Source organism: Streptomyces sp. 6N223, from assembly GCF_052246635.1.
Lineage (GTDB): Bacteria > Actinomycetota > Actinomycetes > Streptomycetales > Streptomycetaceae > Streptomyces.
Genome location: NZ_JBQQCA010000004.1, coordinates 135,060 through 153,187 on the forward strand (window position 1 = coordinate 135,060; position 18,128 = coordinate 153,187).

19 protein-coding genes are annotated in these 18,128 nt (G+C 72.7%); 10 read left to right on the forward strand and 9 right to left on the reverse strand.

Going from position 1 to position 18,128, the window contains the following annotated elements; translation table 11 throughout:
• Positions 1-226: 226 nt before the first annotated feature.
• The gene (locus tag ACTWQH_RS04835) at positions 227-685 is read right to left on the reverse strand and encodes a lamin tail domain-containing protein (protein WP_443285053.1); all 459 of its coding nucleotides are present in this window, start codon (positions 683-685) and stop codon (positions 227-229) included.
• Positions 686-804: 119 nt separating this feature from the next.
• On the reverse strand, positions 805-1,104 hold the full coding sequence (locus ACTWQH_RS04840; RefSeq protein ID WP_443285054.1) for an MTH1187 family thiamine-binding protein: 300 nt from the start codon (positions 1,102-1,104) through the stop codon (positions 805-807).
• A gap of 91 nt (positions 1,105-1,195) precedes the next feature.
• On the opposite strand from ACTWQH_RS04840, the gene ACTWQH_RS04845 reads away from it, so the two are divergent.
• Complete coding sequence (locus ACTWQH_RS04845) at positions 1,196-2,392, forward strand: trans-sulfuration enzyme family protein (protein ID WP_443285055.1); 1,197 nt, start codon at positions 1,196-1,198, stop codon at positions 2,390-2,392.
• 81 nt (positions 2,393-2,473) lie between these two features.
• Positions 2,474-2,896, forward strand: a complete 423-nt coding sequence (locus ACTWQH_RS04850) for a helix-turn-helix domain-containing protein (protein WP_443285056.1) — start codon at positions 2,474-2,476, stop codon at positions 2,894-2,896.
• 21 nt (positions 2,897-2,917) lie between these two features.
• On the opposite strand, the gene ACTWQH_RS04855 is transcribed toward ACTWQH_RS04850, so the two are convergent.
• Both ACTWQH_RS04855 and ACTWQH_RS04860 read right to left on the reverse strand, forming a co-directional pair.
• Positions 2,918-3,649 (reverse strand): ClpP family protease, encoded by a 732-nt coding sequence (locus ACTWQH_RS04855; protein WP_443285057.1) that lies wholly within the window; start codon positions 3,647-3,649, stop codon positions 2,918-2,920.
• On the reverse strand, positions 3,538-4,173 hold the full coding sequence (locus ACTWQH_RS04860) for a ClpP family protease (RefSeq protein WP_443285058.1): 636 nt from the start codon (positions 4,171-4,173) through the stop codon (positions 3,538-3,540). The genes ACTWQH_RS04855 and ACTWQH_RS04860 overlap by 112 nt, the downstream gene beginning before the upstream one ends.
• Positions 4,174-4,415: 242 nt before the next feature.
• Here ACTWQH_RS04860 and ACTWQH_RS04865 point away from each other — a divergent pair, with 242 nt between their 5' ends.
• Positions 4,416-4,871 (forward strand): hypothetical protein, encoded by a 456-nt coding sequence (locus ACTWQH_RS04865; RefSeq protein WP_443285059.1) that lies wholly within the window; start codon positions 4,416-4,418, stop codon positions 4,869-4,871.
• 137 nt (positions 4,872-5,008) lie between these two features.
• Here ACTWQH_RS04865 and ACTWQH_RS04870 read toward each other — a convergent pair whose 3' ends face one another.
• Both ACTWQH_RS04870 and ACTWQH_RS04875 read right to left on the reverse strand, forming a co-directional pair.
• The gene (locus tag ACTWQH_RS04870) at positions 5,009-6,049 is read right to left on the reverse strand and encodes a TIGR03086 family metal-binding protein (RefSeq protein WP_443285060.1); all 1,041 of its coding nucleotides are present in this window, start codon (positions 6,047-6,049) and stop codon (positions 5,009-5,011) included.
• Positions 6,046-6,408, reverse strand: coding sequence for an ArsR/SmtB family transcription factor (locus ACTWQH_RS04875; RefSeq protein WP_443285061.1), 363 nt, complete (start codon positions 6,406-6,408; stop codon positions 6,046-6,048). Before ACTWQH_RS04875 ends, ACTWQH_RS04870 begins: the two co-directional genes overlap by 4 nt.
• Before the next feature lie 272 nt (positions 6,409-6,680).
• Between ACTWQH_RS04875 and ACTWQH_RS04880 the strand changes: the two genes are divergently transcribed.
• On the forward strand, positions 6,681-6,935 hold the full coding sequence (locus ACTWQH_RS04880; protein WP_443285062.1) for a type II toxin-antitoxin system Phd/YefM family antitoxin: 255 nt from the start codon (positions 6,681-6,683) through the stop codon (positions 6,933-6,935).
• On the forward strand, positions 6,920-7,330 hold the full coding sequence (locus ACTWQH_RS04885) for a PIN domain-containing protein (RefSeq protein ID WP_443285063.1): 411 nt from the start codon (positions 6,920-6,922) through the stop codon (positions 7,328-7,330). Before ACTWQH_RS04880 ends, ACTWQH_RS04885 begins: the two co-directional genes overlap by 16 nt.
• A gap of 129 nt (positions 7,331-7,459) precedes the next feature.
• Here the strand turns inward: ACTWQH_RS04885 and msrA are convergent, their stop codons facing one another.
• Positions 7,460-8,128 (reverse strand): peptide-methionine (S)-S-oxide reductase MsrA, encoded by a 669-nt coding sequence (msrA, locus tag ACTWQH_RS04890; RefSeq protein ID WP_443285064.1) that lies wholly within the window; start codon positions 8,126-8,128, stop codon positions 7,460-7,462.
• Between the two features lie 44 nt (positions 8,129-8,172).
• The gene (locus tag ACTWQH_RS04895; RefSeq protein WP_443285065.1) at positions 8,173-9,348 is read right to left on the reverse strand and encodes a hypothetical protein; all 1,176 of its coding nucleotides are present in this window, start codon (positions 9,346-9,348) and stop codon (positions 8,173-8,175) included.
• Between the two features lie 66 nt (positions 9,349-9,414).
• Here ACTWQH_RS04895 and ACTWQH_RS04900 point away from each other — a divergent pair, with 66 nt between their 5' ends.
• Positions 9,415-10,569 (forward strand): cystathionine gamma-synthase, encoded by a 1,155-nt coding sequence (locus ACTWQH_RS04900; RefSeq protein ID WP_443285066.1) that lies wholly within the window; start codon positions 9,415-9,417, stop codon positions 10,567-10,569.
• Positions 10,570-10,595: 26 nt separating this feature from the next.
• Here ACTWQH_RS04900 and ACTWQH_RS04905 read toward each other — a convergent pair whose 3' ends face one another.
• A complete protein-coding gene (locus tag ACTWQH_RS04905) occupies positions 10,596-11,075 on the reverse strand; it encodes a MarR family winged helix-turn-helix transcriptional regulator (RefSeq protein WP_443285067.1) in 480 nt (159 codons plus the stop codon).
• Positions 11,076-11,308: 233 nt separating this feature from the next.
• On the opposite strand from ACTWQH_RS04905, the gene ilvA reads away from it, so the two are divergent.
• From ilvA to ACTWQH_RS04925, 4 genes are all read left to right on the forward strand, one after another.
• The gene (gene ilvA / locus ACTWQH_RS04910; RefSeq protein ID WP_443285068.1) at positions 11,309-12,538 is read left to right on the forward strand and encodes a threonine ammonia-lyase; all 1,230 of its coding nucleotides are present in this window, start codon (positions 11,309-11,311) and stop codon (positions 12,536-12,538) included.
• Between the two features lie 145 nt (positions 12,539-12,683).
• Positions 12,684-13,745, forward strand: coding sequence for an ATP-binding cassette domain-containing protein (locus ACTWQH_RS04915; RefSeq protein ID WP_443285069.1), 1,062 nt, complete (start codon positions 12,684-12,686; stop codon positions 13,743-13,745).
• A gap of 26 nt (positions 13,746-13,771) precedes the next feature.
• Positions 13,772-14,614 (forward strand): ABC transporter permease, encoded by an 843-nt coding sequence (locus ACTWQH_RS04920; protein WP_443285147.1) that lies wholly within the window; start codon positions 13,772-13,774, stop codon positions 14,612-14,614.
• 200 nt (positions 14,615-14,814) lie between these two features.
• A complete protein-coding gene (locus tag ACTWQH_RS04925) occupies positions 14,815-18,102 on the forward strand; it encodes a tetratricopeptide repeat protein (protein WP_443285070.1) in 3,288 nt (1,095 codons plus the stop codon).
• Positions 18,103-18,128 lie beyond the last annotated feature (26 nt).

Here is an 18,128-nt window from a genome sequence, read left to right on the forward strand (position 1 = left end):
TCCGCTCCGCACGGAACCCCGGGCCCTCGCTGGCCCGGGGTTTCTCGTGGCGCAGTAAACTCCGCGTGTATACACGTGGTGTATAGCTCACCTCATGCGAAGCGGAACCGGGAGCGCCGGCGGAAGGCGAAGACCGAAGACGGGCGGCTCCGCCGGGGGCGGTGACCGGGAGGCCTCGGTCACCGCCCCCACGCTGCCCCCGTGCTCAGGGCTCAGCGCTCAGCGCTCAGCAGGACTTGGAGCTGGCGTTCGCGTTGACGTACGAACACCGGTCCGCCACCGTGCCGTTGCCGCGCCGCAGCGTGGCCCTGTCGGCGTCGTTGTTCCACACGTACCACGAGCTCCCCCAGTAGCGGTGGCGTGCGGTGTTGTCGCCCTTCCCCGTGTGCACCGTCACGCTCCTCCCCGCCGCCAGCGTGTACGAGCCGAACGTGTAGGTGTGGCCGGAGCTGTCGCGGATGGTCCAGCCCTTCAGGCTGACGTTCACGTCCCGGCTGTTGCGGATCCGCACCCACTCGCCGTTCAGGCTGGTGTTGCCGCCGCTGTCCGGCGAGCCGGGGCTGTTGTAGTAGATCGTCTCGATGTGCACCGAGCCGGCGGCCTGCGCCTGCGAGGGCAGCAAGAGCAACCCGGCGCAACTGGCGGCGGCGACGGCGGCGGCGATGAGCGAGCGAGATCTGGCCATGCGGGTGTCCTGTCCGTTGTGCCGGACGCTCCCCTGCGTTCCGGCGGGACCGCAATGCGGTCACACTCTGTGCGCGATCGGGCCCGCTCCGGGGTTCCGGCGCCGTGCGGGCCGCCCGCTCACTCCTCATCGGCGAGCAGCCGCTCCACCGTGCGCACCTTCGAGGTCATGCCGTCCGTGACGCCCTCGTTGATGTCGGCCTTCAGCACCACGCTGACCCGCTCCGCGTGCCGCTGCGCCGCCTCCACCGCCCGCTTCACCACGTCCATCACCTGATCCCACTCGCCCTCGACGCTCGTGAACATGGCGTCCGTCCGGTTCGGCAGCCCGCTCTCCCGCACCACCCGCACGGCGTCCGCCACCGCCTTGCCCACGTGCCGCCCGGCACCGATCGGCGTCACCGAGAACGCGACGATCATCGTTCGCCCTCCTCCGTCCGTCCCGGACCCAGACCACTTCCGGGCCATTGGCTCTACTCCGTCGGCCCTCTCACCGGCGAGACTCCTCGCCATGATCCCTCACGACCCTCACCACCCGGAGACCCGCACCGTCCACCACTCCGTGCCCCAGCCCACCGGCAGCCGCCCCGTCGGCGTACCCCTCTACCAGGGCCACCTGTTCTCCTTCGCCGACGCCGAGGAGATGGCCGCCGCCTTCCAGGAACCCGAGACGACGTTCTTCTACAACCGCTACGGCAACCCCACCGTCCGCGCGCTGGAGGAGGCCGTCGCCGGGCTCGAAGGCGGCACGGCGGGCCTCGCCTTCGCCTCCGGCATGGGCGCGATCAACGGCGTGCTGCTGGCGCTGCTCAAGCCGGGCGACCACGTCATCGCGCAGCGCTGCCTCTTCGGCGGCACGTACACCGTGCTCGACGACCTCGCCACCCGCTGGGGCGTCGAGGTCACCCACGTCTCCGGCGGCGACCCCGCCGAGGTGCGCGCCGCGCTGCGCCCCACCACCCGCCTGCTCTACCTGGAGACCATCGCCAACCCCACCACCCGCGTCGGCGACCTCCCCGCCCTGATATCCGAGGCCGCCGGCCACGGCCTCACCACGGTCGTCGACAACACCTTCGCCACCCCGCTGCTGTGCCGCCCCCTCGACCACGGCGCCGACATCGTGATCCACTCGGCGACGAAGTACCTCGGCGGCCACTCCGACGTGCTGGGCGGCGTCGCGGTCTTCGGCTCCGACGAGCTCCGCCGCCGCGTCTGGCGCTATGCCACCGAACAGGGCGCCTCCGCCGACCCGTTCGCCGCCTGGCTGACGCTGCGCGGCATGCAGACCCTCGCGCTGCGCCTGGAACGCCAGTGCGCCAACGCCCTCACCCTCGCGCGCCGGCTGGCCGACCACCCCGCCGTCACCGCCGTCCACTACCCGGGCCTGCCCGGCCACCCCGACCACGCCATCGCGCGGCGGCTCCTGGCCGGCGGTGCGGGAGGCGGCGTTCTCGCCTTCGACCTCGCCGGCGGCAGGCAGGCGGGCCGCACCGTCATCGAATCCGTGCGCCTGGCCTCCCTCAGCCCGTCACTCGGCGACGTCAAGACCCTCGTCATGCACCCGGCGAGCACCTCCCACCGTCAGCTCGACGCCGACGCGCTGGCCGCCGCGGGCATCGGCGAGGGCACGGTCCGCGTGTCCGTCGGCATCGAGCATCCCGACGACCTGTGGCACGACCTCGGCCAGGCCCTCGCGAAGGTCGCCTAGACCCGGGCGGCTTGGGCGATTTCGCGGGTGGCAGAACGCCGCCACCCTCCCGCTGTCGGTGGTCGCTCCTACTCTGAGGAGATGAGCAGCCACGCGCCGGACCCAGCCCCCGTCGTCCCCCTGCGCCCGAGGGAGCCCCTCTGGCGCCACGTCGTCGGCGAGGTCCTGCGCCGCGAGCGCCGTGCTCAGGAACGCACCCTGAAGGACGTGGCCGAGGACGCCCGGATCTCCATGCCGTACCTCTCGGAGCTCGAACGCGGCCGCAAGGAGGCCTCCTCGGAGGTCCTCGCGGCCGCCGCGCGCGCCCTTGGCCTGGGCCTGGCCGAGCTGCTGACCCTGGTCCAGGACGAGCTCGCCCGCCGCACCGCCACGGGCACCGGCACCGCCACCGGCACTGCCGAGCGCGCCGCGCGGGCCACCTCCTCCATCACCCGGCTGAGCAGCCACCGGGCGAGCGGCCCCCGGCTCGGCGGGCTCGACGCCGAGGTGCGCCTCGCCGCGTAACGCCGGCACCGACCCTCGCCCTCACACGCCGACGACCCGCTGGCTGACCACCTGGTCGGCCAGCCCGTACGCCACCGCCTCCTCGGCCGTGAAGACCTTGTCGCGGTCCATGTCCGCCCGCAGCCGCGCCACCTCGTGGCCGGTGTGCCGCGAGAGGACCTCCTCCACCTGCGAGCGGATCCGCACCATCTCCCTGGCCTGGAGCCTCAGGTCGGAGACCGTCCCCCGCTGCCCGCCGGCCGCCGGCTGCCCCAGCAGCACCCGGGAGTGCTCCAGCACCGCCCGCCGCCCCGGGTCCCCGGCCGCCAGGAGCACCGCCGCCGTGGAGGCGGCCTGCCCCACACAGAAGGTGGATATGGGGGCGTTGACGAAGGTCATCGTGTCGTAGATCGCCATCAGCGCCGTGAAGGAGCCGCCCGGCGAGTTGATGTAGACCGAGATCTCGCGCTCGGGCGCCGCGGACTCCAGGTGGATCAGCTGCGCGATGACGACGTTCGCCACGCCGTCGTCGATCTCCGTCCCGAGGAAGATGATCCGATCCGCGAGCAGCCTGCTGTAGACGTCGTACGCGCGCTCCCCCTGCGGGGTGCGCTCGATGACCGTGGGAATCGTGTACTGGCCCATGTCCTGTCTCCTCTCCCTCAGAGCCCGAGCCCGACGCGCCGCTGCGAACTCGCCGGCCGCACGTCGGCGAGGGAGACCACGACGTGGTCGACCATGCCGTACTCCTTCGCCTCCTCGGCCGTGAACCACCGGTCCCGGTCGCCGTCCCGCGAGATCGTCTCGGGCGACTGCCCGGTGTGCTCGGCGGTGATCTTCTCGACCCGCTTCTGCGTGAACTCCAGGTTCTCGGCCTGGATCTCGATGTCGGCGGTCGTCCCGCCGACCCCGCCCGACACCTGGTGCATCATGATCCGCGCGTTCGGCAGGGCGTACCGCTTCCCCTTCGCCCCGACGGTGAGCAGGAACTGCCCCATACTCGCCGCGAATCCGATGGCGAGGGTGGAGACGTCGTTCGGGATCAGCCGCATCGTGTCGTAGATCGCCAGCCCGTCATTCACCGATCCGCCCGGGCTGTTGATGTACAGGCCGATGTCGGTCCGCGGATCCTCGGCCGACAGCAGGAGCAGCTGCGCGCAGACCCGGTTCGCCGAGCCCGCGTCGACCTCGGTGCCGAGAAACACGATCCGCTGCCCGAGCAGCTGAGCCGCCAGGTGGTCGTCGAACCGCGTCGGCGGCGATTCCCCCTCCGCCGCCCGTGTGATGAGTGATGCCATCTGCCCTCCTCGTGTGTGCCTCGCGTACGCCTCGTGTACGCCCTGAGCACGGCCGCTTGGCCGCGTGCCCTCCACTCTCGGCGGCCGGCGCGGCGGCGTTAAGGTGTATCGGCCCGCAGCAGATTTGCCGAGGGCAGAGCGCGTCCGGCTCCCGCCGGGCGGCCGCGCGGCCCGGGACCGCGGGCGCCGGTCCGGTCGACAACGCCGGGACCCGGCACAACGAGAGGAGGCCGCCCTCCGCCATGACGACGCCGCACCCGCTGGGCCCCGCGCAGACCGGTGTGATCCGCCTGGTCACCCACGCCGATCTGGACGACGGTGCGACGGACGCGCGCCAGATGTCGGTGTCCGCACGGCTCACGGCCGTCCTGGCGGACGGCCGCGGTCTGGTGTTGCTCGACGATCGCGGCTGGAGCTCCTCGCCCCACGGCGGCGGAGCGGACATCCGGGCGTGGATCTCGGCCGAGGAGGTCGCGAGCACGGCCCGGGTCGTGGTCGGGCCGGACGAGCCGGGCGACGGCGAGACGCATGAGCAGGTGGCCGCCGGCCACTGGGCCTCCCTGGCCGGCATCCTCGGGCAGCAGGGTGTGGACGTGGACGCGCGGGAGCTGGAGCGGCTGCCCCATGACGTCGTCCTCAGCGCGCGCCTCCGCGCATGGATCGCCGAGGGCCCCGGCGCCGGCCGCGCCGCGCGCTGACGGAAGGTCCCGGGGCGTCGTGGGGCGTCGTGGGCGTCGTGGGGCGTTCAGCCGAAGTACGCCACCAGCCGGACTCCGTCTTCGTTCAGCACCGTCTCGCCCACGTTCACGAGAGCTTCCTCACGTGGGGACGGGCTTCAGGGTGTGCGGCCGATGAAGGCGAGCAGGCGAGTCTGTACGTCGGCGCTTTCGGGCACCTCGACTCGTGGGCCGTACTGTCCGCTGGTGCGGAGCAGGTCGTCGAGCGGCAACATCCCCTCAAGCAACTGGGTGCACTTGTCGGGGTCGAGGCGCTCGTCCTGGCCGGTCGCTCGCGCCAGGTCCCAGGTGTGCATGAAGACGTCGGCGGTGTAGAACCGATCGACCGCCTGGTCCAGCGGGACCTCTCCGATGTGCGGGTTCGACAACACCCTCTTGGCTGTGTCGGGATCGTCGAGGAGGGCCTGCACCCCATCGCTGTGCACCGTCCAGGCTGCCACCGGGTCGTCGTCCACCGACGGCCCCTTCGGCAGTTCGATTCCGGCGCCGGCCTTCAGAAAGTCCGGGAACCACTCGACGAGGTGCCGCACCACGTCCCGGGCGACCCATCCCTCGCACGGCGCCGGGTTGTCCCATGCCCCCGGAGGCACGCCACGTACACGGTCGCTGAAGACGCGTGCGACGGTGCGGTGCTCATCGGCTGCCCTCGTGCTGCGGAGCAGGTCGTCGAGCCGCTCGTGGCCGTCCCGGACGCCGCCTTCCGCGCCGCTCGCGAGCATCGCGTCGCGGGCTTCGATGGAGTCCATGAGCGACGTGGCGGTGACCCGGGTGCGGCCACCGAGATCCTCGAAAGCGGCTGTCTCGAGGCTGACGCTGTCCGGCCAGTCCTCGAAGGTGAAGGTCTGCACGATGCGCTCGTTGGGGCGTACCTCGTGGAACACGCCGTGGAAGCCGTACTCGGTCCCGTTGTCCGCGCGATGCACATAGCGGTACGACCCACCGCTACGCGCGTCGTACTGGTCGATCCGCATGGTGAGTCGACGCGGGCCGAGCCACTGGACGACCAGGTCAGGATCGGTGTATGCCCGGAACACGCGCTCGGGTGGAGCGTCGAACTCCCGGGTGATCACGATGGTGGGAAGCGCCGGGTCGGCCACGATCTGCGTTTCGTCGCGGTGGTGGGTGTCTGTCGTGCTCATGATGTTGCTTCCTTCGTCGCGGTGCCCGCCCCCGGCTGCTCGTCCATCTCCTCGAGGACGGCATCCAGACGACGGAAACGGTCCTCCGCCTCGCGTCGGTAACGCTCGATCCACTTCGTCATCAGGTGGAAGACCTCCGCCTCAAGGTGGCAGGGCCGCCGTTGAGCGTCCCTGCTGCGACTGACCAGACCGGCGTCTTCCAGGACTCTGATGTGCTTGGACACGGCCTGCACGGTGACGTCGTACGGCTCGGCCAGTTCGTTGACCGTGGCGTCTCCGGCGGCAAGTCGAGCCACGATGTCGCGCCGGGTCGGGTCGGCGAGCGCGGAAAACATCTGGGACAGCCGGTCGGCGGGCACCTCGCACTCCTCGTCTTCAACCAATTGGTTAAATACAACCTACGGCCGGACCTGCCGCGTGGTCAACCGACTGGTTGAGTAGCAGTCCGGCAGGAGCATCCTGATCAACCCCAGTCCGGCTTTGGAGATCCGCCGCCATCCGCGTCGACGGAGAGCGCCCAGCAGGATCGCGCTCGCGATCTCGCGGTTCCGGGGCGATCGTCGTCGGGTTGGGTCAGCGGTCGGGGGAGTCAGGTGTCTCTTTTCCTGCAGGAATCAGATACTCTGATTCCATGAGGACCATGACGGCGACAGAAGTCGCGCGCAACTTCGCCTCCGTGCTTGATCGTGCCGAGCATGGGGAGACGATCGTGATCACCCGAGGGGGGCGGCGGCTGGCGACGCTGTCTCCGGCGACTGCGGGCAACGGCGCGGCGATCAAGGACTTTCTGGACTCGCATCCGGTCGATGAGGAGTATGCCCGCGACGTCGATTCGGCGCGCGATGTCGTGACCGACGAGATGAGCGCGGCATGGCGAGACGACTGATCCTGGACACGGGCGTCATCGTCCGTGCGGAGCGCGGTGACGGAGGGCTGGCTCGCTTGCTGCGCGGCGACGACGACGTGACCATTGCGGCCGTTTCGCTGGCCGAGCTGCAGTTCGGTGTGGAGCTGGCGGACGACTCCCGCCGGGTACGCCGACAGGAGTTCGTGGATGGGGTGCGAGCGCTGATTCCCGTGGAGGACTACACGTCGGACGTTGCCATCGTCCATGCCCGTCTGCTGGCTCATGTACGGCGTGAGGGCAAACCCCGGGGCGCCCATGACCTGATCATCGCCGCAACCGCGGCCGCGACAGTGCGTACGGTGGTGACCACGGACGGCAAGGCCGCCCTCGACGACCTGCCCGGCGTCCACGCGATCGTGGCATCGGCGTCGTGAGCTGATCACCACGCCTTCGCGCTCGTCCGGCAGGTGTTTCCGGCCGACAGGACCCATACCCCTGGCACCTCGTGCTCGACGCCGCCGCTCAGCTCGCAGGCGGTGAGGCGGCGACGTCAGCGCTGGCGTTCACTCTCCCGCGGAAGCCACGCCCACCGGGCAGGACAGGCCCGTCCCGCCCAGGCCGCAGTAGCCCGCCGGGTTCTTCTCGAGGTACTGCTGGTGGTAGTCCTCGGCCGGGTGGAACGGGCGGCCGTCGGCCGGGAGGATCTCCGTGGTGATCTCGCCGTAGCCGGAGCCGGACAGCACCTTCTGGTAGGCCTCCCGGGAGGCCTCGGCGGCGGACTGCTGGGCGGGGGAGTGGGTGTAGACGGCGGAGCGGTACTGCGTTCCGACGTCGTTGCCCTGGCGGAAGCCCTGGGTGGGGTCGTGGGACTCCCAGAAGAGGCGCAGCAGGCGCTCGTACGAGACGACGCTGGGGTCGAAGACGACGCGGACCGCCTCGGTGTGGCCGGTCATGCCGGTGCACACCTCCTCGTAGGTGGGGTTCGCGGTGATGCCGCCCTGGTAGCCGACGAGCGTGGTCCACACGCCGGACGGGAGCTGCCAGAAGCGGCGCTCGGCGCCCCAGAAGCAGCCCAGCGCGAAGTCCGCCACCTCCAGGCCCTCGGGGTAGGGGCCGAGCAGGGGGTTGCCGAGGACGGCGTGCTTCCCGGGGACGGGGAAGGGGGTCTCCGCGCGGCCGGGGAGGGCCTCCTCGGAGGTGGGCAGGCGGGTCTTGAAGGCGTGCAGTCGCATGGTCGTTTCCTATGTCTCCTCGGGTGCCCTGCTCCTCGGGTGCCTCACTGGCGGGCGATGGCCAGGGCGCGGTAGGCGGCGTACTCGTTGGCCGGGTTCTCGCGGTCCACCCACGGGATGGCCCCGACATAACCATCGATCGCCCGCACCTGTTCCGCCGCCTCGGCGTAGCGCTCGGCCAGCACCAGGAAGCACATCAGCAGGTGCCGCACGTGCGGCTCGACGGGGTGTCCGGGCCGGGCGTCGTGCAGGGCGTACCGCGCGGCCTCGATGGCGTCGCCGACCACCGCGCCCTGGAACATGCCGGGGGAGAGCGTCACCTCGGGCAGGTGGTCGTAGACCGCGAAGAGCGGCAGCGCGGGCAGCAGGCTGCCGGCCGGCGCGGTGGCCGCCGCCTGCCGGGCGAAGGCGTCGGCCTCCTCCCGCGAGCCGTGCCACTTCTCCGACCAGTAGGGCAACGCCGCCAGGTGCGCGCCCATGTGCGCGGGGTCGAGCCGCGTCACCTTCTCCCACAACGCCTGGAAGTCGGCCGGGCGGTAGCTCAGGCCGCGCGCGATGAACAGCTCGGTGATGAAGGGGATGGGGTCCTCGGGCGCGAGGCGGGCCGCCTCGCCGCAGACCGTGCGGGCCTCCTCCAGGATGATCCGGTGGTCCGCCGACGCCGGGTCCGCCATGGCCTGCCAGACCAGGAACTGGGCGTACACCTCGGCGCCGCCCACGTCGCCCGGCTCCTCGGCGCGCCAGCGCCGCAGCCAGCCCGCGTCGGAGCGCGGCCCCTTCGCCAGGATCCCGTCGATCCCTTCGTCGGGGTGGTCCGCCGGGCCGCCCGCGGCGCGCCAGCGCGCCAGCTCCATCGCCGCCGCGCCCGCCAGCGACTGCACCCGCTGCCAGCGCAGCTCGCGCTCGTCCGTGAGAGCCAGGAGCTGGCCGGCCGGGCGCCAGGCCTGCGTCCGCTGGCACTCCTCCAGCGCCGCCACCAGCTCCGGGTCGGGGCCCGGCAGCCGCACGTCGAGCTGGTCGACCGGCACCAGGCCGGTGGCGGCGGGGGCGCCTGAGCCGGTACGCGGGCCCGCGGGCGCGCCGTACCCGGGCCCGCCCGGTTCGGCGGCGGCGTCGGGGACCCGCCCGAACTCCCTGCGCTCCTGGCGCCGGCGGATGGCGGGCAGCACGGCCACGCCGAAGATGGCGGTCAGGGCGATGAGCAACAGCAGTGCTTCCATGGCGGCGCGGCTCCCCCTTGGACGGACGATGCGTATCTCCACCGTACGGCGCATTAGCGTTGTGCCATGAACCAGGAGCGTGACGGACAACGTTTCGAAACGGTGGCGATCCATGCCGGGCAGGAGCCCGACCCGGTGACGGGGGCGGTGGTGCCGCCGATCCACCAGTCCTCGACCTTCAAGCAGGACGGCGTCGGGGGCCTGCGCGGCGGCTGGGAGTACGGCCGCTCGGGCAATCCCACGCGCGCCGCGCTGGAGGAGAACCTCGCCGCGCTGGAGGGCGGCCGGCGAGGGCTGGCGTTCGCCTCCGGGCTGGCCGCCGAGGACTGCCTGCTGCGCACGCTGCTCAGGCCCGGGGACCACCTGGTGATCCCCGACGACGCCTACGGCGGCACGTTCCGGCTGGTGGCGCAGGTCGTCGACCGGTGGGGAGTGGCCTGGTCGGTGGCGGACACCACGGATCCGGCGGCGGTGCGGGCCGCGGTCCGGCCGGAGACGAAGGCGGTGTGGGTGGAGACGCCGTCCAACCCGCTGCTGGGCATCACGGACATCGCGGCCGTGGCGGAGGTCGCCCGCTCGGCCGGGGCGCGGCTGGTGGTGGACAACACCTTCGCCAGCCCGTACCTCCAGCAGCCGCTCGCGCTCGGCGCGGACGTGGTGGTGCACTCCACCACCAAGTACCTGGGCGGCCACTCGGACGTGGTCGGCGGCGCGCTGGTCGTCGCGGACGAGGCGCTGGCCGGGGAGCTGACGTTCCACCAGAACGCCATGGGCGCGGTCGCCGGGCCCTTCGACTCGTGGCTGGTGCTGCGCGGCATCAAGACCCTGGCGGTGCGGATGGACCGGCACAGCGCCAACGCCGCCCGGGTCGCCGAGGCGCTGGCCGCCCACCCCCGGGTCGTGCAGGTCTGCTACCCCGGGCTGCCCTCGCACCCGGGGCACGAGACCGCGGCGAAGCAGATGCGGGACTTCGGCGGCATGGTGTCGTTCCGGGTCGAGGGCGGCGAACGGGCGGCGGTCGCGGTGTGCGACCGCGCGCGGCTGTTCACCCTGGGGGAGTCGCTGGGCGGGGTCGAGTCGCTGATCGAGCACCCGGGGCGGATGACGCACGCCTCGGTCGCGGGCTCCGCGCTGGAGGTGCCCGCGGATCTGGTGCGGCTGTCCGTGGGGATCGAGTCGGTGGACGACCTGCTGGCCGACCTCGCGCAGGCCCTGGGATAGCGCACCGGGCTGGTGAGGCCAGCCGGCTAGGCCCGGTTCTGCCACTCGGATATGGCGGCGTTGAAACGTGTGAGGAGCGCGCAGAACGTCTCGCGCTCCTCCTGCGTCCAGTCCGCGGTGAGCAGCGACATCAGCTTGCGCCGCGAGGTGCGGACCTCCTCCAGGCGGTCGCTGCCGCGCGCGGAGAGCTGAAGCACCACGGCGCGGCCGTCGTCGGGGTCGGAGGTGCGCTTGACGAGACCGGAATCGACCAGCGGCGCGACCTGCCGGGTGACGGTGGAGGAGTCGATGCCCATGCCGGCCGCGAGGGCCTTGACCCCCGTCGGGCCGTCCTGGTCGAGCCGGCTGAGCAGCAGGTAGGCGGCTCGGTCCATGGAGTTGCGGGCGGGGCCGAGGCCGGCGAGCCGGGTCTGCTCGGCTCGGCGCGCGAAGACGGCCACCTCGTGCTGGAACGCGTCGAGCAGCGGGAGGTCCTCGGTCTGTGATGTGGTGGGTTCAGAGGTCATTTCCGGTAGGGGTGTAGTGCGGGTGCGGCGATCGCGGCGGGCCGCGATCGAGGGAAACCAGGGAAGCAGCCTGGCAGTTGCGATCGTTGCGGTGTGTGTGGCACAGAGTACGCCGCGAGAGGCGGGATGGTTGCTCAATGCGCAATCCCGTGAAGCGCCTGTGATCTGCCGCCGGAGCGATCCCGCCGCACGCCGCGCGCGCCGCCCCGCCGCGCGCCTGCCAGACTTGCGGCATGGCTGTACATCTCTCCACCCCGCGCTCCCCGTCCCTTGAGGACGTGCTGGCCGCCCAGAAGACGCTGTCGGGCGTCGCCCGGGTGACCGCGATGGAGGGCAGCCGCTTCCTGTCGGAGCTGCTGGGCGCCCCGGTCCACCTCAAGTGCGAGAACCTCCAGCGGACGGGCTCGTTCAAGGTGCGCGGCGCCTACACCCGCATCGCCGGGCTGACCGTTCCGGAGCGGGCCCGGGGCGTCGTCGCGGCGAGCGCGGGCAACCACGCGCAGGGCGTGGCGCTGGCGGCCGCGCTGCTGGGGGTGCCGGCCACGGTGTTCATGCCGACGGGCGCGCCGCTTCCGAAGATCGCGGCAACGCGGGACTACGGCGCCGAGGTGCGGATGCACGGACAGGTGGTGGACGAGGCGCTGGCCGCCGCGCGCGAGCACGCCGAGGAGACCGGGGCCGTCTTCATCCACCCCTTCGACCACCCCGATGTGGTGGCCGGGCAGGGAACGATCGGCCTTGAGATCCTGGAGCAGTGCCCGGAGGTGCGCACCATCGTCCTGGGCATGGGCGGCGGGGGCATGGCCGCCGGGGTGGCGGTGGCGGTGAAGGCGCTGCGCCCCGACGTGCGGATCGTGGGGGTGCAGGCGGAGGGCGCCGCGGCGTACCCGCCCTCGCTGGCGGCGGGGGAGCCGGTGGCGCTGGCCGAGATGTCGACCATGGCCGACGGCATCCAGGTCGGGCGGCCGGGCGAGGTGCCCTTCCGCATCGTGGCCGAGCTGGTGGACGAGGTCCGCACGGTCTCCGAGGACGCGCTGTCGGCGGCGCTGCTGCTGTGCCTGGAGCGGGCGAAGCTGGTGGTGGAGCCGTCGGGCGCCAGCCCGGTGGCGGCGCTGCTGAGCGAGCCGGGGGCGTTCGGCAGCGGGCCGGTGGTCGCGGTGCTCTCGGGCGGGAACGTCGACCCGCTGGTGCTGGAGCGGACGCTGCGGCACGGCATGGCGGCGGCCGGGCGTTACCTGTCGCTGCGGGTGCGGCTGGCGGACCGGCCCGGGGCACTGGCGGCGCTCCTCACGGAATTGTCAGTGGCGGGCGCTAACGTCCTGGCCGTCAATCACGTACGGACCGATCCGCGGCTCGGCGTGAGCGAGGTCGAGGTGGAGCTGCAGCTGGAGACCCAGGGGCCGCAGCACTGCGCCGAGGTCACCGAGGCGCTGCGCGCGGCCGGGTACCGGGTGCTCGGCTGACGAGGCGCCGTCGAGACCTCCTCGACACCGAAAAATGAGTAACGCGATACATCGCGATACTCTACACTGACGAAAGCGCGACTCCGCCCCCAGCGGGCGAATCTCACCTGAAACCACAGAAAACCCCAAGAACTTGGGAGACCACATGCCAGGCGCCATATACGCCGAGGGGCTGGTGAAGACCTTCGGCGAGGTACGGGCACTGGACGGCGTTGACATCGACGTGCCAGAGGGCACCGTCCTCGGCCTGCTCGGGCCGAACGGGGCGGGCAAGACCACCACGGTCAGGGTGCTGACCACCCTGATCCGGCCCGACAGCGGACGTGCCGAGGTCGCCGGGATCGACGTCGTCAAGCACCCGAACGCGGTGCGCCGCTCCATCGGCCTCTCCGGCCAGTTCGCCGCCATCGACGACCTCCTCACCGGCCGCGAGAACCTCCAGATGGTCGGCCAGCTCTACCAGCTCTCCGCGAACGACGCCCGGCGCCGGGCCGGGGAGCTGCTGGAGCGGTTCAACCTCGCCGACGCCGCCGACCGGATCGCCAAGACGTACTCGGGCGGCATGCGCCGCCGCCTCGACCTCGCTGCGGCACTGGTCGTCAGCCCACCCGTCATGTTCATGGACGAGCCGACCACCGGCCTCGACCCGCGCAACCGGCAGCAGCTGTGGCAGGTCATCCAGGAGCTGGTGGCCGGCGGCACCACGCTGCTGCTCACCACGCAGTACCTGGAGGAGGCCGACCACCTGGCCGACACCATCGCCGTGGTCGACCACGGCAAGGTCATCGCCCGCGGCACCTCGGACCAGCTCAAGGAGCAGACCGGCGGCGAGGTCATCGAGGTGGTGGTGCACGACCGGGAGCACGCGACGACCGCCGAGGAGGTGCTGCGCAACCTCGGCGACGGCGATCCGGTCTTCACCGAGCACACCCGCAGGTTCAGCGTGCCGGTGGCCGGCGGCGCCAAGCTGCTGGCCGAGGTGATCCGCGAACTCGACACCCGTGGCGTGGAGATCGACGACATCGGGCTGCGCCGCCCCACCCTCGACGACGTCTTCATCTCCCTCACCGGCCACGCCACCGAGGAGGAGCCGGCCGGGGAGACGGACCAGGACGACGCCAAGGACAGCAAGGGCAGCAAGGGCAGCAAGGACGCCAAGGGCCGCAGGTCCGGCAGTAAGGCCGCCGCCAGGAAGGAGGCATCGTGACCACCACCGTCCAGGACACCCCCCGGCTGGCGGCCCCGGGCCCGGCCGGGGAGCGCATCAGCCTCCGCCAGGGCGTTCGCGACTCGCTCGTCGTCACCAAGCGCAACCTGCTGCGGATGCTGCGCATCCCCGAGATCATCATCTACGGCCTCGTGCAGCCCATCATGTTCGTGGTGCTGTTCGCCTACGTCTTCGGCGGCTCGATCAACATCCCGGGCGCCGGGCTCGACGCGGGCGCCTACCGGGAGTGGCTGATGGGCGGCATCTTCGCCCAGACCGTCACCTTCGCCACGGCGGGCGCGGGCGCGGGCATCGCCGAGGACATGCAGAAGGGCATCATCGACCGCTTCCGCTCGCTGCCCATGGCGCGCGGCGCGGTGCTCACCGGGCGCACCTTCGCCGACCTGGTCCAGACCGCGGTCACCCTGCTCGTGCTCGCCATCGTGGCGTTCTTCGTCGGCTGGCGCATCCACGACGGCGTGCTCAACGCGCTGGCGGGGTTCGGGCTGCTGCTCCTGCTCGGGTACGCCTTCACCTGGATCGGCGCCCTGATCGGCCTGTCGGTCCGCTCCCCGGAGGCGGCCACCTCCGGCGGCCTGATCTGGCTGTTCCCGGTGACGTTCATATCCGTGGCCTTCGTGCCCTCGGAGAACATGCCGGGCTGGCTCCAGCCGGTCGCCGAGTGGAACCCGTTCAGCGCCACCGTGCTGGCCGTCCGCGACCTGTTCGGCAACCTCCCGGCGGACTACAAGGCCCCGGACGCCTGGCCGATGGAGAACCCGGCGCTGGCCTCGGCCCTCTTCTCGGTGCTGATCATCGTGGTGTTCCGCTCCCTGGCGGTGCGCAAGTACAAGTCGGCCACGGCCTGATCCCCGGCTGGTCCGGCTGGTCCCGCTGATCCTGGGCTCGGCCCGGGATCAGCCGGGGCCGACCCGGCCGATCCGCGGCCCGCGGCCCGATCCGCGTGATCGGTTCCCCTTGCCACCACCTGGGCTGTTCGGGCAGCCTCACCCCGGGAATGGGTTCTCGTACACGCGGGAGATCCACGACGAAACGGGGAGGACATCCGATGGCGGGTCAGGCGGGGCTGACGGATCGACACCGGGCGGAGGTCGACCGGCTTCTGGTCCGGGCCGCCGCGGAGGAGGCGCGGACCTCCGAGGGCCGCATCGACGGCGAGCAGCTGGTGCGGCGGGCGCGCGGCACCCTGGACGAGATCGTCCGCCCGGCGCAGGAGGAGTACGACGCCTACCGGCAGGCCGAGGCGGACGCTTCCCCGGGCCGCCTGCGGGACCGTTTCGGCACCCGTGCCCTCGGCGGCGCCCTCGCCGCCGCCGCCGGCTCGGCCGTCGCCGCGCTGCTGCTCATCGGCAGCATGGACGACTCCGTCACCACGGCGTTCGGCGACGCCGCCATCGTCGCCGCCGCCGGGCTGCTCGGCTTCGCCCTGCAGACCGTCGTCGCCCACCTGTGGTCGGCGGAGCGGCACGCGGGCCGCCGCAACCAGCCCGGCGGCGTCGAGCAGCTCCGCCTCGCCTGGCTCGCCGCCGTCGAGGTGCGCGGCATCCGCCCCTACATGGACCACCAGCGTGCCGTCGCGCCGCGCAACAAGCCGCTCGCCCCCGGCGTTCCCGGCCAGCGCGAGTCGCGCCGCCCGCAGCCGCAGTCCCGCTCCCGGGACCGCAGCGGTGCGGCCCGCACCCGCACCACGCTGGCCCGCTCCTTCGACCGGCTGCCCGACCGCGGCCACCCCTTCATCGGCCGCCGCCGCGAGCTGACCCAGATCACCCAGTGGGTCAACCGCGACCGGGCCAGGACCGAGACCCGGCCCACCGTCGTCGTCCTCCACGGCCCTTCCGGCGCCGGCCGCACCATGCTCGCCGTGTGGGCCGCCCACGAGATGCGCGAGCTGTTCCGCGGCGCCTGCCTGGTCGACCTGCGCGGACAGAGCGTCGACCCGCTGCCCACCCGGGACGCCATCCTCCACCTGATGAACCGGCTCGGCGCCCCCCGCGAGCAGCTGCTGTTCCGCGAGGGCATCGGCCGCGGCGCCGACCCCGCCCACCTGCGCCGCCTCGCCGAGCGCTACCACCAGCACCTCACGGGGCTGCCGGTGGTGATCATCCTCGACGACGCCACCGACGCCGAGCAGGTGCGCACCCTCATCCCCGAGCGCTCCGACTCCCTCGTCCTCGTCACCGCCGCCGAGCCGCTGCCGCTCGACCCCGACCTGCCGGCCTCCGTCCACCAGCTCCACCTCGACGCCCTGGGCCGCGACTACGCCGAGGAGCTGCTGCGCGCCTCCGTCACCGACGGCGCCACCATCGCCCCCGGCCCCTACGACGCCGGCGCCTGGCAGCGCGTCACCGAGCTCTGCGACGGCCGCCCGCTGCTGCTGCGCCTGGCCGGCTCCGCCCTCGACGAGCGCTCCCCGGCGCAGCTCGCCGACGACCTCGGGGCGTACGGCGAGGGCCTGGACCCGGCCGAGCGGGCGCTGCGCATGCGCTACGCCGACCAGTCCGAGGCCGCACGCCGCCTGCTGCGCCGCCTCGCGCTCGCCGGCCGCGCCAGCCTCGGCGCCCGCGCCGCCGCCGCCCTGCTCGACGTCGGTCAGCAGGAGGCCGTCCGCCACCTGGAGGAGCTGACCCGCGCCGGCCTGCTGCGCCACGTGCGCGGCAGCCGCTACCGCCTGCACGACCTCGTACGCCGCTTCGCCCGCGCCCGGCTGTACGACGAGGAGAGCGACGAGGAGCGCTCGGCCGCCCAGGAGCGGCTGATCCGCAGCTACGCCGAGCTCGCCGACACCGTCATCCGCCTCGTCGACGGCAAGACCTCCACCCGCGCCGACGTGCTGCCCGCCGCCGCCGGCGGCCACGGCTTCCCCTCCCTGGACGCCGCCCTGCGCTGGCTGGACGACGAGACCAGCTTCATCACCGCCACCCTCCGCCACGCCGACGAGCGCGTCGACCGCCAGGCCGTCCAGCACCTGCTCGGCGCGCTGTGCGACTACTGCCTGCTGCGCGGCGACCTCTACCGCCTCGGTGAGCTGAACGAGCTGACCCAGGCCGTGAACCAGGGCCTGCTCACCCGCTCCGTGCAGTGGCGCACCGGCGTCGCCGCCCGCCAGCTCGGCGAGCTCGACAAGGCCCGCTCCACCCTCTCCTCCGTCGTCACCCTCTACCAGCAGGCGCAGAACGACGCCGGCACCGCCCGCGCCCTGCGCGACCTCGGCATCACCCTCCAGCACCAGGGCCAGCTCCGCGAGGCCGGACAGCGGCTGCGCGAAGCCCTGGACCTCCAGGAGGGCGACGCCCTGACCGGCGACCGGGCCTGGACCCTGCACGCCCTGGCCACCGTCGAGCGCGAGATGGGCCGCATCCACACCGCCCGCCGGATGCTGGCCGAGGCGCTGCGGCTGCACCAGGCCAGCGGCAGCGTCCACGGCGAGGCGTGGACCCGCTTCCAGCTCGGCCAGACCCTGCTGCGCGGCGGCAACATCCCGGACGCCGAGCACGAGATGCGTTCCGCCCTCGACCTCTACGAGCGCTCCCGCGACGTGCGCGGCGTGGCGTGGGCCGTGACCGAGCTGGGCCGCGCCCGGCTCTACGCCGGCGACCCGACCGCCGCCCTGGAGCAGCTGCGCGCCGCGCTGGGCCGCCACACCGAGACGGAGGACGCCCGCGGCGAGGCGTGGACGCTGTACTACCTCGGCCAGGCGCAGGAGGAGGACGGCGACCGCGCCGAGGCGGTGCGCACCCTGGAGCGGTCCCGCACCATGTTCTCCCGGATGCGCGACATCTACGGCCTGGCCTGCGCCCGCCACCACTCGGCCCGCGTCACGCGCGACCAGAGCGCCGACGCCACCGGCTCGCTGCGCAACACCGGCTTCGCCCGGCAGCTGCTGACGGAGGCCCGCCGCGACTTCCAGCGCTCCGGCGTCGTGCACGGGGAGGCGTGGACCTGCCTGGAGCTGGCCGTGATCGAGGCCGGCAACGAGCGGCTCGGCCAGGCGCTGGAGCTCGCCGACGACGCGCTGCGCCTCTTCGGCGAGGGGTACGGCGAGGGGCGGCCGGACGCCCGGGGCACGGACTGGGCGCAGTTCCTGCGCTGCACCCTGCTGCCGCTGGCCTCGCCGGGCGGCTCGGACGTGGGCGAGGCGGTCGCCCAGGAGGAGCTCTCGCAGCTGCTGCGCGAGGAGCACCCCCTGCGCGACCCTCACCTCACGGACTCGGCCAGCAGCTACGCCCTGATGCTGCAGCGCGGCCAGGGGCCGGAGTCCGGCTGGTCCGCGTGGCGACTCGGGATGGTCCCGCGACGCGGCGCCCGGGACCACTTCGGCGTCGTGTCCCGGGCGTAACGAACGTCCGGGCGGGTGTTGCGGGC

Excerpts from the sequence above, each read along its gene's own strand:
- ACTWQH_RS04835 (WP_443285053.1), bottom strand. The coding sequence starts at position 685 with ATGGCCAGATCTCGCTCGCTCATCGCCGCCGCCGTCGCCGCCGCCAGT.
- ACTWQH_RS04840 (WP_443285054.1), bottom strand. The coding sequence starts at position 1,104 with ATGATCGTCGCGTTCTCGGTGACGCCGATCGGTGCCGGGCGGCACGTG.
- ACTWQH_RS04845 (WP_443285055.1), top strand. The coding sequence starts at position 1,196 with ATGATCCCTCACGACCCTCACCACCCGGAGACCCGCACCGTCCACCAC.
- ACTWQH_RS04850 (WP_443285056.1), top strand. The coding sequence starts at position 2,474 with ATGAGCAGCCACGCGCCGGACCCAGCCCCCGTCGTCCCCCTGCGCCCG.
- ACTWQH_RS04860 (WP_443285058.1), bottom strand. The coding sequence starts at position 4,173 with ATGGCATCACTCATCACACGGGCGGCGGAGGGGGAATCGCCGCCGACG.
- ACTWQH_RS04865 (WP_443285059.1), top strand. The coding sequence starts at position 4,416 with ATGACGACGCCGCACCCGCTGGGCCCCGCGCAGACCGGTGTGATCCGC.
- ACTWQH_RS04870 (WP_443285060.1), bottom strand. The coding sequence starts at position 6,049 with ATGAGCACGACAGACACCCACCACCGCGACGAAACGCAGATCGTGGCC.
- ACTWQH_RS04880 (WP_443285062.1), top strand. The coding sequence starts at position 6,681 with ATGAGGACCATGACGGCGACAGAAGTCGCGCGCAACTTCGCCTCCGTG.
- ACTWQH_RS04885 (WP_443285063.1), top strand. The coding sequence starts at position 6,920 with ATGGCGAGACGACTGATCCTGGACACGGGCGTCATCGTCCGTGCGGAG.
- msrA (WP_443285064.1), bottom strand. The coding sequence starts at position 8,128 with ATGCGACTGCACGCCTTCAAGACCCGCCTGCCCACCTCCGAGGAGGCC.
- ACTWQH_RS04895 (WP_443285065.1), bottom strand. The coding sequence starts at position 9,348 with ATGGAAGCACTGCTGTTGCTCATCGCCCTGACCGCCATCTTCGGCGTG.
- ACTWQH_RS04900 (WP_443285066.1), top strand. The coding sequence starts at position 9,415 with ATGAACCAGGAGCGTGACGGACAACGTTTCGAAACGGTGGCGATCCAT.
- ACTWQH_RS04905 (WP_443285067.1), bottom strand. The coding sequence starts at position 11,075 with ATGACCTCTGAACCCACCACATCACAGACCGAGGACCTCCCGCTGCTC.
- ilvA (WP_443285068.1), top strand. The coding sequence starts at position 11,309 with ATGGCTGTACATCTCTCCACCCCGCGCTCCCCGTCCCTTGAGGACGTG.
- ACTWQH_RS04915 (WP_443285069.1), top strand. The coding sequence starts at position 12,684 with ATGCCAGGCGCCATATACGCCGAGGGGCTGGTGAAGACCTTCGGCGAG.
- ACTWQH_RS04925 (WP_443285070.1), top strand. The coding sequence starts at position 14,815 with ATGGCGGGTCAGGCGGGGCTGACGGATCGACACCGGGCGGAGGTCGAC.